Source organism: Paenibacillus monticola (genome assembly GCF_009664975.1).
GTDB classification, from domain to species: Bacteria; Bacillota; Bacilli; order Paenibacillales; family Paenibacillaceae; genus Paenibacillus_AQ; species Paenibacillus_AQ monticola.
In genome coordinates this window covers 415,218-430,011 of the sequence record NZ_WJXB01000004.1, presented here as the reverse complement: position 1 = coordinate 430,011, position 14,794 = coordinate 415,218, and the positions used below count along the sequence as shown (strand labels likewise).

Below are 14,794 nucleotides of genomic sequence, written 5' to 3'. Positions count from 1 at the left end.
AGAAACGTAACTTATGAAAAACTTAATTAATTTCTCGCTCAGAAACAAATTCGCCATTTGGCTTCTGACCATCATTATTGTATTTGCCGGTTTATACAGCGGCCTGACCATGAAGCAAGAGACTTTGCCCAATATTAATATACCCTATCTCAGCATTACAACGATTTATCCGGGTGCTGCGCCAGAGGGCGTCGTTAATGATGTCAGCAAACCGCTGGAGCAGAAGCTGCGCAATGTGGATGGTGTCAAGACACTGACCTCCACTTCACTGGAGAACGCCTCCAGCATTCAAATTGAATTCGCTTATGGTACCAATCTAGATAACGCAACGGCTGCTGTGCGCGAGGCATTGAATGAGGTCACTCTGCCAGAAAATGTGCAGAAGCCTTCCATAACCCGTTTCAGCCTGAGCTCACTGCCCGTCCTCTCATTAAGTCTTTCCGATGACGACTCCCAGGACCTTGAAGCGCTGACGAAGATTGCCGAGAATGATATTCGCCCGGCCCTGGAAGATCTTGAAGGCGTAGCCTCCGTGCAAATTGCCGGACAATATGTCAAGGAAGTCACACTCAAGTTCGACCAAGACAAGCTGAAGGAATATGGGCTGACAGAAGATACTATTAAAGGTATCGTCCAAGGCTCTTCTATCCGCGTTCCACTTGGACTGTTTGAGATGGAGAAGTCTCAGAAAGCAGTGGTCGTGGATGGCAACATCACTACCGTTGAAGATCTTAAAAATGTAAGTATCCCGATTGTGCCAAAAGCTGCAGGTAATGGCGCTGCTGGCGTTGGTACTCCCACTGGGGCTTCAGCTAATCTAGGACTGCCAACAGTTAAGCTAGGAGATCTGGCAACGATTGAGGTTACTGGAAAGTCTGAATCCATCTCCCGCACGAACGGTAAAGAATCCATCGGCATTCAAATTGTCAAAGGCAATGATGCCAACACCGTCGACGTTGTGAACAGCGTCAAGGACAAGACGGAGGAGCTGAAGCAGCAGTACAAAGGGCTTGACCTGACAGTACTGTTGGATCAAGGCAAGCCGATTGAGGATTCCGTAAGAACGATGCTGTCCAAAGCAGCTTTTGGAGCCCTGTTCGCTGTTATTATTATATTGGTCTTCCTGCGGAATATCCGCTCTACCATTATTTCAATTATCTCCATTCCCTTGTCGCTCCTCATCGCTATTCTGTGCTTGCGACAGATGGATATTACCCTTAACATGATGACACTCGGGGCGATGACCGTAGCCATCGGGCGGGTAGTCGATGACTCAATTGTCGTCATAGAGAATATATTCAGGCGGCTGTCGCTATCCGGCGAGAAACTGCGTGGTCGGGAATTGATTAGCGCAGCGACACGCGAAATGTTCGTACCCATCCTCTCCTCCACGATTGTAACGATCGCCGTATTCCTGCCACTTGCTTTTGTCAGCGGTATGGTGGGTGAGCTGTTCCTGCCTTTTGCCCTCACTATGGTATTTGCTCTGCTGGCTTCACTGGTGGTTGCAATTACGCTGGTTCCAGCATTGGCTCACACGCTGTTCCGCAATGGACTGAAGAACAGTAAGAAGATTCACAGTGAAAAACCTGGAAGAATGGCAACTGGCTACCAAAAAATACTGAACTGGTGTCTGTCTCATAAGCTGATTACGCTCGGGGTAGCAGTACTTCTGCTTGCCGGCAGCTTGCTCCTGATCAAACCAATCGGTGTCAGCTTCCTGCCCTCCCAAGAAGAGAAGAATATTACACTGACCTACTCCCCAAAAGCCGGACAGCGGCTGGAAGACGTGAAGGAACAGGGGCTGAAGGCCGAAAAATATATCTTGGCCCAACAGCATTTAGACAAAATGCAATATTCCATCGGTGGCAGCAGCCCGTTCGGTATAGGCTCCGGCAATTCTGGCCTGTTCTACGTTGCTTATGATAGTGACACTGCTGATTTTGATACCGTTAAAGAGAAGTTGATCGAAGGATTGACCAAAGAAGTTCCAGAAGGTGTATGGGGTGATCTGTCCGGCATGTCCGGTGGGGGCCTTGGCGGCAGCACACTAACCGTAAATATCTTCGGTGATACTCTGGAGCAGCTGAAGCCGGTTGCCGATGAGATCGCTGGGATCGTCCAGGCCGACAAAGCTAACTTTAAAGACGGGGAAACAAGCCTCAAGGAATCTTATGATCAATACACGATTGTAGCGAATCAGAAGAAACTTAGTGCTCTCGGCCTAACAGCTGGACAAATTGCTATGAAGCTAAGTCCTGCCGGTGCACTTCCTGTTCTGACTGAGGTGGCTGTGGACGGTAAGAACTACAATGTCTACATCGAGACTGATAAAGATACGTATAGCAGTATTCAGGAAATGGAAAAGGCTACATTGACTTCGCCTTTAGGCTTCACAGTCCCTATTGGAGAAGTTGCGACCATCAAAAACGGTACTTCCCCTGACTCCATTACTCGTATGGACGGTAAAATGAAGGTGGACGTTACTGCTGAGATTATAGCGACTGACGTCAACAGTGCTTCGAATAACGTAAAGGATAAGATTGATGCTATGGATCTGCCCGATGGTGTAACCATTACCTTCGGTGGTGTGACCGAGCAAATCAACGATACCTTTGGCCAACTGGGCATTGCCATGGCAGCCGCTATCGCCATTGTGTATTTCGTGCTTGTTGTTACTTTTGGTGGCGGGCTGGCACCATTCGCAATTCTGTTCTCGCTTCCCTTCACCGTGATCGGAGCTCTCGTTGCTCTGTTGCTGGCAGGTGAAACCCTGAACGTCTCCTCCCTCATGGGTGCGCTGATGCTAATTGGCATCGTCGTCACAAATGCGATCGTGTTAATCGACCGTGTTATTCATAAGGAGAAGGAAGGACTATCCACCCGTCAAGCGTTGCTTGAAGCTGGGGGAACCCGCCTGCGTCCAATTCTGATGACAGCTCTCGCTACCATAGGTGCTCTGTTGCCGCTAGTTACCGGACTGGAAAACAGTGCCGGAATCATCTCCAAAGGACTTGGCGTAACTGTTATTGGCGGATTGATCAGTTCCACGCTGCTGACACTAGTTGTTGTACCGGTTGTGTACGAATTCTTGATGAAATTCCGCAGCAAACGGGTAGAAGAATAACAACTCAAGCAAAAGGCGCCTTTCCGATTAGGGAAGGCGCCTTTTATTTGTCTATTTACGAATTAGAACCCGGCACATGCAATGCCTATAGCTTGCCTAGGCCATTGAAGTTGCGCTGCTCTCCAGCGAAGCCTTCCAGATCCGCAGCATTTGCAGATCCTGAGGCAAAAATTCCGCAAGCATATGGCTGAGTCCAAGATACAATGGACTTTCTGTAGCAGCATTCAGTCTTTCGCAGAACTGCGGCGTCCACTTCAGTAAATGCTCATCCAGAAAGGTTTCCTGAATTTCCAGCAGTTCCATAGCACTTCTAATGGAAAAGCTGTTGTAGAGCATACGTTCATGCAGCACTGCCATGAACTCCAGTTCAATGGCAATATGATCATCGGATTCATCACCGTTGCATTTCTTAAACACAATTCCTGCTGAAGCGTAGACATCGGACAGCACGTTACAGAATTCATCCGCACAGCCCATGTGGGCAGCTTCACGCGGGACAATGGCGGCCCGCTCATTCATCAGTCGCTTATATTCAAGCGTCTCTTTCTCACAGATGTGCATCAGCTCACCTGGCTCCTGGCTGCAGAGGTAGCGTTTCAGCTCCCGTCCACCTTCAGTCATCTCTGCCGCAACGCCCATTTGTGCTTTACGGCTCCACTGGGCAACCAGTGAAAGTGTTGGTTTTCTTCCAAAGAAATCTACTAGCAGTTGGTATATTAATCCCCGGCTTTCCAGCCACCGGCTAAGCGCCTCGGGCACGGCAAGTAATGGAACTGTTTGATTGGTCATTCTGCAAATCCTCCTCAATTGGTTTGCTCGGGCGCCGCGCCAGTATAGCCATGGTCGCCGCAACGCATTCCGAGATCGTAGCTGTGCTCTTCGCAAAAGTGAAACTAATATTCTACACTCAAAATTATAACGAACATTCAAAGCGCTTTCCGTGAGCATTCTATGTCCATTCCCTATAATTGTCGTATTACTGTCAAATTCATGCTAATCATTCACGGCTAGAGGCTTCCGAAGAGTTGAATGCCCATATAAAACGCGATCCCCCAGATTAGCAATGCAGAAATAACATTCAGCAGCCGAATAGCTCGTCCAGAAGAATCAGCCTTCCCAAGCATTCTTCCGGCTGCGGCAAGTCCGATGAACCAAATCCAGGAAACTCCTGCGGTGGCAACGGCGAACGCCCAACGTTCTCCACCTGTGTATTGCAAGGAATTGGTGCCGATAACCCCTACCGTATCCATTAATGCATGCGGATTCAGGAGTGATACCGACAGCGCATATCCTACCTGCCCTTTTAATGAAAGCAGCTTCGTTTCTCTCTTTGCCGGCACACTTCTCCATATTTTCCAGCCCATAAAAGATAGAAACAGAATCCCTGCCCCATAAACAACAGGCCTAACCCAGTTCAGTGAAATGATAACCAGTGAAACACCACCCACAGCGGCAGCAATAAGCAACGTGTCGCACATAGCGGCGGTCAGAATAACCGGCAGTACACTGCGGAATTTGGGGTGTAAGGCTCCCTGATTAAATACGAATATATTTTGCACTCCCAGCGGTAAAATAAGTCCCAGGGCCAATATAATTCCATGTATGATGGCTACGATCATGATAGATGCTCCTCTGCACAATCTAAGTACTTCAGCTTAACCAGCCTCGGCTCGGTCTCTCTGGCCGTAACACTGATAGTACTTTCTTGCACAGCATTCGTAACCATCCAAATGATTGCAGAAGGCCCAACCAAACTAAAATTAACAAACAAATCATGATATACTCAAGCAAAAAAAGGAGTGCATGCTGTGTCTGTTCCCCCTCTCTCCACCTCTACTACAGAAAGCTGGAAACTGGATAATACATCACCGCTGCCACTCCATACCCAAATCTCCACTTATTTTCTGGGCAAAATCAGGAGTGGCGCTTGGCCCGCAGGGATGCGTCTGGCACCACAGCGTGAGCTCGCCAGACAGTTTGGAGTCAACCGCAGTACTATTGTAACTGCACTGGGACAGCTAACGGCTTTGGGTCTGATCGAGGGTAAGCGGGGCGGCGGGACCATCGTCGTAATTCCAAAATCTGTTGACTCCAGGAGCCAGGCGGGCAACTGGAATGATTATGTCGAGGAAGGCGTCCACTATCCCAATTTGCCCACCATACAGGCTATAAATCGCTTGGAATATGAACGCGGGCTGATTCGTCTCGGCACAGGTGAACTGGCCCCTGAGCTGCTGCCTAGTGCCATGATGCAAAGCATTCTGGCTGATCTTTCACAGCAAACACACCTACCTCTATCCTATGAAGAGCCACTTGGCAGTCTTCAATTGCGGACAGCTATAAGCCACCAATTGTCCAAGATAGGGATATCAGCAACACCAGCCTCTATTCTGATCACCTCGGGGTCACTGCAGGGCCTTCAACTGATTGCCCTGGGGCTGTTGCCACGCGGTTCAACAATTCTACTGGAGAAACCTTCCTATCTGTACTCTATTCATTCATTTCAATCTGCAGGCGTGAAATTTAGCGGTCTGCCCATGGATGAACGTGGAGTGCTTACAGAGAGCATCACACCAGAAGTACAGCAGACCGCTGCCGCCATGCTCTACAGCATTCCTACCTTCCACAACCCTACCGGAATTCTGATGGATGCAAGACGACGGCAGGAGTTGATGGCGGTCACCAGCAGCCTTGGACTGCCCATTCTCGAAGACGCTGCCTATCAGGAATTATGGTTGGATAATCCACCACCTTTACCGCTAAAAGCACTAGACAATGAAGGTCGTGTCCTGTATCTCGGCACGTTGTCCAAATCGGCCAGCCCGGGTCTGCGCATCGGTTGGGTAGTTGGTCCTGAGCCGGTGGTTCGGCGGTTGGCCGACATCAAGATGCAGAGTGATTATGGTGCAAGCTCTCTGTCGCAGCTCACAGCCGCGAAATGGCTGGAGAGCGGTTATCATGAACTACACTGTAATTCCTTACGGCAGGAGCTGCGAAAGCGACGAACTGTTGTACTGGACATCCTTCACGCTTATTTTACTGACCTGGCTTCGTGGAACCACCCGGCAGGAGGCTTCTATATTTGGCTGTCCCTCCACAAGCCATTGCCGCTGCCGCAACTATTCAAAAAAGCGCTGCAAGCAGGATTGCTGCTCAACACAGGTGATCTCTACGATCGCCGCGATGGCAGACACCTGCGGCTCTCTTATGCGTATGCACCGCTCTCTGAGCTGGAGGCAGGGTTGATTACTCTGTCCGCTGTGCTAAAAGAACAAATCAAATGACAAATAATAATCATTGTCATTCATCAAATAATTGTGCTAAGCTATTTTCACAGAGAGGAGAGAAGGATTATGACTAAACCAAGTATGTTTTTGAGTAAAACTGAAATTTTGGATGCCGCTGAACAAAGCCTGCGCCGTTTCGGCCCTGACAAGACTTCCGTAACCGATGTGGCTAAGCTGCTGGGAGTCAGTCATGGCACGCTGTACAGGCATTTTCCGAGCAAAGCGATTTTAAGAGAGGCTGTAACGGAAAGATGGCTGGAGGAGAGTATCCTCGTTCCCCTTACAGAAATAGTAAACCATATTGCGGAGAATCCTCTGGAGCAACTGAAGAATTATATAATGAAGTTAATAGAGCTGAAACATCTATACGCTGAGCAAGACCCTGAGATGTTCAAGATGTATGCGGATGTCACCGCAGAATCTGCTGATCTCATTGACGCCCATGTAAGGCGCATTATTGAGCAGATGATTACCCTTATCGCTATGGGTATTGAGACTAATCTCATTCATACAACGCTTCAGACCGAAGTCTTAGCACGTTCAATTTTTAATGCTACTGCCCGTTTCCACCACCCCGCCCATGCCTATCAGTGGCTGAGTACAGACATCGAGCAGGAATTCAGCGGATTATGGTACCTGTTGGAGAAGGGACTTACTGCACCCGCAAAGTAATCTATTTCATCTGCAGCGGCAGGCTCACCACAAATACCGTTCCTTCACCGGGACGGCTCCTTACAGCTACGTTTCCTTCATGAATTTCAACAATCTTCTTCACGAGTGACAAACCAAGCCCGCTACCGCCCTCACTGGCTGTTCTGGCCTGGTCCACCTTGTAGAAGCGTTCGAAGATACGGGGCAGTTCCTCTTCAGCAATCCCGATACCGCTATCCTTGATCTCCACCTCAATCGTCTTCTCCAAGGAGTACAGCCGAATATGGATGCAGCCACCCTCCGGGGTGAATTTGATGCTGTTATGCAGCAAATTGGTCCAGACCTGGCTCATCAGATCCTCCACCGCGTAAACATGAATCTCTTCCAGCTCTGCCTCGACTTCTATAGTTTTTCCGAGCCACTGCGGCTCGGCGACCAGAATCATCTCCCGTAGTTGCTTGTCCAGACGGTAAGCCTTGCGCTCGAACGGAAAGCTGTCTGCTTCCAGTGCTGACAGCTTCAACAGATTCTCGCTTAAACCCGATAGACGTGTACTTTCCGCTTCAATGATGTCAAGATAATGCCTCCTGCTGCCGGAACTCAAGCTCTCATTGCGCAGTGCCTGTGCGAATCCGCGAATAGAAGTTAGCGGCGATTGAATCTCGTGCGATACATTGGAGATAAAATCCTGGCGCATCGTCTCCATCCGGCTTAACTCACTGGCCATTTCATTGATCCCCTCCACGATTCCATTAAACTGACCATATCTTCTATCATTATCTAATACCACCTTGAAATCACCTTTGGAAATTTGCCGGATCGCGGTAATTATTGGAGTATAGAAGGCTCTCTCTTTTCCGTTGGTAGCAGAGCCGATGATCGCCATCAAGCAAAAAAGAATCACAAGCTGAAGCAGCATAAGAATCAGCTGTGATACATATTCCGTAGATGGTGTTCCAAAGCTGTGGAAAATCAGTTTAGACGCGAAATAGGCCCCCGTCCAAGCGGCCGCAATCACTGTTGAAACGCCCAATATACCCAATAAAATCTTAGGAATCAATCTGAATTTTCTCATTCCATATCCCCCTCCAGCCGGTAACCCAGCCCGCGGATCGTACGGATGGCGAATCCATACTTCTCCCGAGGAAAGCGTTCACGCAGGCGATTAATATGCACATCCAGCGTCCGCTCATTACCTTCGAAATCGTAACCCCAGATCTCTTCAATCAGTCGGTCTCTTGTCAATGTCTGTCCCGGATAGCTGCCCAGCTTGAACAGAAGCTCGTACTCCTTGAGCGGCAGTGTTATCTCCCCATGTTCAGAGGACGCTTCATACGTCTTGCGGTTCATGTGCAAATGACCAATGGTCACACTTTGTGCGGCCGAGATCTGGTAGCGCTTGAGCAACGCCTTCACCCTGGCAATAAGCACCGTCGGCTCAAACGGCTTCACCAGATAATCATCCGTGCCCAGCTCAAAACCTTTTACAATTTGTGTGGCTTCGCCTTTAGCAGTCAGCATCAGAATTGGAAATTCGTAGCTCTTCCGCAAGCGTCGGCACAGCTCCCAGCCATCCATATTCGGCATCATCACATCAAGAATAGCCATGTCTACACTGGCACTTTCTAGATAATGTAGAGCCTCCAAGCCATCGGAAGCCCCATGAACCTCATCTATCCCTTCAGCCCTCAGAAAGACTTCCACCAATTCGCGAATGTGCGGATCGTCGTCCACTACCAGTATTCTTGTCATCTGCTACCGCAACCTCCTCTTCACTGCCAGCGAGAATCTCTGGTGTATTCAGCTGCAGCTGCTGGGTAGCGAATTCCTTATAAAGCTCATGAGTCTGCAGCAGCTCCGCATGTGTTCCCGTGCCGGTGATTTGCCCTTTTTCCATAAAAATAATCTGGTCTGCATTCACGACTGTCGCCAGGCGATGGGCAATCACGATCGTTGTCCGGCCCACCATCAGATTGGAAAGTGCCTTTTGCACTACCGCTTCCGATTGACTGTCCAGACTGGAAGTCGCCTCGTCAAGCATCAGAATCCGCGGATTACGCAATAACGCTCTGGCGATCGCAATCCGTTGCCGCTGTCCACCAGACAGCTTCACACCACGTTCACCGACATCGGTATTATATCCATCCGGCAGCTCGTTGATAAAGCCGTCAGCATAAGCCATTGCTGCTGCGCTGCGCATTTCATCGCTGCTGATTTCCCGTTCCAGACCATAGCTAAGATTCTCAGCGATCGTACCTGCCAGTAGAGGACTCTCCTGTGATACGTAGCCGATCAGGTTACGCCAGGAACGCAGTGAGAACGCCGCTACAGGCTTCTCGCCAAGTCTGATCATACCCATCTGCGGCTCATAGAAGCGCTCCAACAGGGAAAATAAGGTTGTTTTTCCGCCTCCGCTCGGTCCTACAATAGCCGTCACCTCACCTGGATGCATACGGAAGCTCACATTGCTCAGCACATTCTCGCCGTTTTTGTAGCCAAAGCTCAAGTCTTCTACAGTGATCGGCCCCTCTGTACCGCTCGCTTCCTCTTCCCCTTCATAGATTTCCTCAGCTTCGGCCAATGTTTCAATAATACGCTCAGATGCACCCTTAGCCTTCTGCATTTGTGTGAAAAACGTCGTCAATTGGGTAAGCGGCATGATAATCTGAATCAGATATAGAATAAAAGCCACGAGCTCCCCCGCTGTCAAAACACCTGCAGATACCTGCATCCCGCCGTAGCCGATAATGACAACCAGCAACAGCATAAACACGAAGGAGACTAATGGACTAATCATTGCGCTGATCTTACCCTCACGGATACCGAAGGAGAGCAAATTCATAATTCCAGTCTTGCCGGCTACATATTCACGATCTTCTGCCCCGGAGGATTTCACCAATCTAATCTCTGACAATACCCCGCTGAGTGTCGCGGTAAAAGAGGCCGTCTCGTCCTGCATCCCCTTTGAGATCTTGTACATCTGTCGTCCGAGCGGTACCAGAATCAGTGCAGAGAGCGGCAGCACGGTGAACAAGACCAGGGTCATTTTCCAGTTTAGGTAGAGCAGAACTGAAATCGAACCCACAATGGAGATTACTCCCGTAAATAGGCTGGCTAGATGCTCAGATATCAAGGTCTTAATGATCCCTGTATCGTTAGTCATACGGCTGACACTTTCTCCGGTCCGGTTCTCATTATAATAAGCTACCGGGAGAACAAGGAACTTGCGCCACAGCCGGTCCCGCAAACCGGCAACCATTTTTTGTCCGGCGTAATTCAGCAGATAAATGGAGACACCAGCGGCAATGGTCTGGGCAATAAAAGCCCCAACTATTCCAACAATCTGCAGTTTGCTGATGGAGGCCAGCGAGAAACCGTCTACTAAATTCTTGGTGAACATAGGAATTATCAGTCCCACCAATGTTGATATTATGCTAAGACCAATCGCTATAGCCAGTAGGCCATAGGAAGGTTTGGTATCCTTCAGCAAGGTCAGGAAAGGCTTGATCGCTATTCCCTTCCCCCGCTTTGTTGTTATGCTGCTCATATTTTGTTCCCCTTTTCTACTTGCATAGATGACAGGAGCCTTACTGCTTCTGTCCTGCGATAAATCTACAATACCCCTGCTTTGTAAACTGAAGTTAAACGATTGAACATTTCTGATTAATTTTCAGAATCACCCTTGAGAAGAAATGAGGCAAGCTTTACAGCAGCAAAATATTCCGCAGGCGTATTCATATTTAACAGCGCTTTGTCATGCGATCTATAACTTACTGGAAAGTCTCTCTCCTGAACATATCGAACCTTCAGGCAGCCGAGCCATTCCATTACCCTCAGACTTTTCTGCTCCAGCGATTCATGTAAACTTGGGAGGACGCTTCTATGGTACAAAGCCAATAGAGGCTGGACTTTACCCGCGGCATTCACGGGGACGACCGCTTGAACCGAAGGCTCTGCTGCGGCAAGCTCTTTCATATAGTTAAGAAGCTCTATACTTGTAAAGGGCAAATCGCAGGCCACGACAGCGCTCCATTCCGTATGTGATAGGTTCAGTGCAGCATACAAGCCCGCGAGTGGACCGAGACCTGGATAACAGTCGGTGACCATGGGCAATTTAAGAAACTGGTAGTCTTCCCTTTCCTCTTCACCACAAGCGATTAAGACCGTATCCGCTACTTGTGATAACCGGACTGCCAGGTGTGCGATGAGAGGAACTCCACCAAACTCCAGCAGTGCCTTGTCAGTACCCATTCGTCGGGAACGTCCTCCAGCTAAAATGATTCCGGTAATCTGCATCTTTAGTCCCCTCTTTACCAGACATTTGGAAAACTGCTCAAAAGTTGGTTTGTATCCCCTTTCAACACGTGTTACAGTGATAGAAGCGGCCTTAAATGCCGCGCTGCTGTTACCAAGCATTTAGCGGGAAAGGAGTGCCCAATTTGCGGGAAAACCTTGATAAGCAACCTTCTTTCACGTCTTTGAAATGGTTCAATTTTTTTGTATATGGTACGATAGTCCTCTTCACCAGCTTCTTCCAACTATACCTGCAGGATGCCGGGATGAACAAGCTGGAGATCGGCAGTGTAATGTCCATTGGAGCGCTTGTATCGATTTTTGCTAATCCATTCTGGGGCATATGGACAGATCGGTCTCAGAATATTCGAAGAATCGTAATGCTTATGCTGACGGGAACACTTGTGATATCCCAACTTGTTTTTCAGGCCAATACATATGAGATGATCTACGTCTCCATTATTTTATTCTATTTCTTTCAAGGCCCTCTGTTTGCCCAGAGCAACACGATGATTCTAAGCTACATTAACGGCACGACTCACCGTTTCGGCTCCTTCCGGCTGTGGGGTTCAATGGGATGGGCGCTGACTGCGGTTATCGCCGGGCCGATTCTGGAATGGGCTGGAGTATCTGTATTGTCTTATCTATTTACAGCGCTGCTATGCGCCTCGATGGTAGCCCTGCTTGCGTTGCCAAAGCTGGACCAGTCGATTGGAATGGCTCCACTGCCGTTTAAAGGGTTCAGTCGAAATTTCTACAATCCCTTTTTCCTGTGTTTTATTCTCTTCGGCATTCTAGTCTCTATTCCTAATACGATGAACAATACATTTATGTCACTGTATATTACGGACCTTGGCGGCTCTAAATCAATGATCGGGCTCGCTGTATTCCTCTCTTCCATTCTGGAAGTAGGCGTGTTTATCCTCTGTGGCCGGTTCCTCAAGCGTAAGATCTCCGTGCTTCTAGGCTGGCTGGCGTTCGTCAGTGCCTTATTCGCACTGCGCTGGTGGCTGATGGCTGATGCGACAACAGCACTTCAGGTTGCGCTTATTCAGATCCTGCACTGCATCACGTTCGGGGGCTTCTTCTATGTCGGTACCCAGCTAACAATGCTACTGGTCCCGCGTGCTTACCGTTCTTCCGGACAAGCCCTCTATACGCTAACCTGGAGCGGTATATCCGGCATTCTTGGCGGTGTTCTTGGCGGCTGGCTGTTTCAGAATCTCGGCGCACAAAGCATGTACCAGTCTGGAGTATTTCTAGCACTGATTGGTGCTCTCGGTTTCGGCTCAATGTGGCTCTTTGTCATTCGCGGCGGGTATCGACCGCCATCTGAGGCTGAGGAAGAACATACGGAAACCGAGCTGTGATCCTCTGCTGAGGCTAAGGCAACTTTCTTAAAACACAATAAAGCTAAAAAACTAGCAAGTCTCCGGTCATTGGGGACTTGCTAGTTTTTGTTGTTGGTCTGTTGCTTGAATGGTTCCCGTGGAGTGACCTCCCAGAACACTTACCTACATTTCACTCCGCTTAGCCCTGTTTAGGCGGCTGAAATGAACTCTTCAGTGGAACAACGAGATTAAATACAAGATGGCCTGGAGCGGAATACTTGCTGTCCACATTGAAATAGCCATGCCGGAAAAATTGATATTTATCCTGCGCCACACTTTCTCTAAGCGCTGGCTCTACGAATCCTTGCAGAATTTCAATGGATTTCGGGTTGATCTGATCGAGGAAACTTGGCTCTGCTTTCTCCACAGGAGCATCCAGTCCTTCCAGATCCACTACTACCTCATCCGGCGCCTCAGCAGAAATCAGCGGCTCGTAGAGACGAAACTCTGCGGGAACAGCCTGACTTGCTTCTACCCAGTGCAATGTCCCCTTCACTTTGCGGCCCGTAAAGCCGCTTCCGCTTTTGGTTTCCGGGTCGTACGTGCAATGCAGCTCGACAACCTCACCGTGCTCGTCTTTGATAAACTCATTGCATTTGATGAAGTAGGCATTCTTCAGACGTACTTCATTGCCAGGGAACAACCGGAAATATTTGTGCGCTGGATTCTCCATGAAGTCGTCGCGTTCAATGTAAAGCTCACGTGAGAACAGAACCTGGCGGTTGCCCATTTCTTCATTCTCAATGTTATTCTCCACTTCAAACATTTCGGTTTGGCCCTCAGGATAGTTCGTGATGACGACCTTGAGCGGACGCAGTACAGCCATTGTACGCGGCACGGTAAGCTTAAGATCCTCACGGATAAAGTGCTCCAGCATCTGCAGATCCACTAGACCCTGGCTCTTGGAAATCCCTGCTTCGTAGACAAAGCTGCGAATAGCTTCCGGTGTATAGCCCCGACGACGCAGGCCGGAAATCGTTGGCATACGCGGATCATCCCAGCCGTCTACATGTCCCTCGTCAACCAGCAGCTTCAGCTTGCGCTTGCTGGTCATCGTCTGAGCTACATTAAGACGTCCAAATTCATATTGATGTGGCACGGACGGCATCTCACATTCTGCTACGACCCAATCATAGAACGGCCGTTGGTCTTCGAACTCCAGCGAACAGAGGGAATGGGTCACGCTTTCGATAGCATCCTCCAGCGGGTGGGCAAAGGCATACATGGGATAGATACACCACTTATCGCCTGTATTATGGTGATGCGTATGAGAAATACGATAAAGAACGGGATCACGCAGGTTAATATTCGGAGAGGACATATCGATCTTGGCGCGAAGCACCTTCTCGCCGTCCTTGAAATCACCTGCTTGCATTCGCCGGAATAAATCCAGATTCTCCTCGATGCTGCGTTCGCGATGCGGGCTGTTCTGGCCTGGCTGCGTCAGCGTACCCCGCAGTTGACGAATTTCGTCGGCACTAAGGTCATCTACATAAGCCTTGCCTTTGGTCACCAACAGCTCAGCCCGCTTGTACATCTCATCGAAATAATCCGAGGCAAAGCGCAGCTCATCCCATTCGTAGCCTAGCCATTTCACATCTTCTTGAATGGAATTCACATATTCCGTATCCTCTTTAGCTGGATTAGTATCATCAAATCTTAGGTTAGTCTTCCCACCGAACTCATCAGCCAGTGTAAAGTTAATCCAAATCGCCTTGGCATGTCCGATATGTAAATAGCCGTTTGGCTCTGGTGGAAAGCGGGTAACAACTTCCTTTACTTTACCCGAGCGTAGATCTTCGGTAATGACATTCTTAATGAAATTGGAGGGGGTGCTACGGTTCTCCACAGTTATCAACCTTTCGTTCTGGAATATTACATCACTTTTCTTGTATAAACATGTTTCCTACTAATATACCCGTTAAACAGGGATTGTTCAATAAAAGCAGACACAGGGCAAACACCAATCCCAAGTTAATCGCCCTATCTTTTGACTTCTTTCCCGGCGATGGAGTAGCATGGAGGACATAGGGACTTTTAGCTTT

General features: G+C 49.0%; 11 protein-coding genes. 4 read left to right on the top strand and 7 right to left on the bottom strand.

Features of this window, described 5'->3' with window-relative positions; genetic code table 11:
* Positions 1-13 precede the first annotated feature (13 nt).
* Positions 14-3,127 carry an efflux RND transporter permease subunit gene (locus GJB61_RS14555; RefSeq protein WP_154119215.1) on the top strand — a complete coding sequence of 1,038 codons (3,114 nt, stop codon included), beginning with the start codon at positions 14-16 and terminating at the stop codon, positions 3,125-3,127.
* 96 nt (positions 3,128-3,223) lie between these two features.
* On the opposite strand, the gene GJB61_RS14550 is transcribed toward GJB61_RS14555, so the two are convergent.
* Together GJB61_RS14550 and GJB61_RS14545 are read right to left on the bottom strand one after the other, a co-directional pair.
* Positions 3,224-3,916 (bottom strand): TorD/DmsD family molecular chaperone, encoded by a 693-nt coding sequence (locus GJB61_RS14550; RefSeq protein WP_154119214.1) that lies wholly within the window; start codon positions 3,914-3,916, stop codon positions 3,224-3,226.
* A 218-nt stretch (positions 3,917-4,134) separates the two neighbouring features.
* Complete coding sequence (locus GJB61_RS14545; protein WP_154119213.1) at positions 4,135-4,746, bottom strand: LysE/ArgO family amino acid transporter; 612 nt, start codon at positions 4,744-4,746, stop codon at positions 4,135-4,137.
* A 189-nt stretch (positions 4,747-4,935) separates the two neighbouring features.
* On the opposite strand from GJB61_RS14545, the gene GJB61_RS14540 reads away from it, so the two are divergent.
* The gene (locus GJB61_RS14540) at positions 4,936-6,411 is read left to right on the top strand and encodes an aminotransferase-like domain-containing protein (protein ID WP_338115824.1); all 1,476 of its coding nucleotides are present in this window, start codon (positions 4,936-4,938) and stop codon (positions 6,409-6,411) included.
* Between the two features lie 69 nt (positions 6,412-6,480).
* Complete coding sequence (locus GJB61_RS14535; protein WP_154119212.1) at positions 6,481-7,086, top strand: TetR/AcrR family transcriptional regulator; 606 nt, start codon at positions 6,481-6,483, stop codon at positions 7,084-7,086.
* 1 nt (position 7,087) lies between these two features.
* On the opposite strand, the gene GJB61_RS14530 is transcribed toward GJB61_RS14535, so the two are convergent.
* The 4 genes from GJB61_RS14530 to mobA all read right to left on the bottom strand — a co-directional run bounded on the left by GJB61_RS14530 (position 7,088) and on the right by mobA (position 11,361).
* Entirely contained in the window at positions 7,088-8,140 is a 1,053-nt protein-coding gene (locus GJB61_RS14530; protein ID WP_154119211.1) for a sensor histidine kinase, read from the bottom strand.
* Positions 8,137-8,817, bottom strand: coding sequence for a response regulator transcription factor (locus GJB61_RS14525; protein ID WP_154119210.1), 681 nt, complete (start codon positions 8,815-8,817; stop codon positions 8,137-8,139). The genes GJB61_RS14530 and GJB61_RS14525 overlap by 4 nt, the downstream gene beginning before the upstream one ends.
* Entirely contained in the window at positions 8,747-10,612 is a 1,866-nt protein-coding gene (locus tag GJB61_RS14520; protein WP_154119209.1) for an ABC transporter ATP-binding protein, read from the bottom strand. Before GJB61_RS14520 ends, GJB61_RS14525 begins: the two co-directional genes overlap by 71 nt.
* A gap of 116 nt (positions 10,613-10,728) precedes the next feature.
* Positions 10,729-11,361 (bottom strand): molybdenum cofactor guanylyltransferase, encoded by a 633-nt coding sequence (gene mobA, locus GJB61_RS14515; RefSeq protein WP_195724337.1) that lies wholly within the window; start codon positions 11,359-11,361, stop codon positions 10,729-10,731.
* A 143-nt stretch (positions 11,362-11,504) separates the two neighbouring features.
* Here mobA and GJB61_RS14510 point away from each other — a divergent pair, with 143 nt between their 5' ends.
* Positions 11,505-12,728, top strand: coding sequence for an MFS transporter (locus tag GJB61_RS14510; RefSeq protein ID WP_229521688.1), 1,224 nt, complete (start codon positions 11,505-11,507; stop codon positions 12,726-12,728).
* A 160-nt stretch (positions 12,729-12,888) separates the two neighbouring features.
* Here GJB61_RS14510 and GJB61_RS14505 read toward each other — a convergent pair whose 3' ends face one another.
* Complete coding sequence (locus GJB61_RS14505) at positions 12,889-14,598, bottom strand: glutamine--tRNA ligase/YqeY domain fusion protein (protein ID WP_338115823.1); 1,710 nt, start codon at positions 14,596-14,598, stop codon at positions 12,889-12,891.
* Positions 14,599-14,794: the final 196 nt, after the last annotated feature.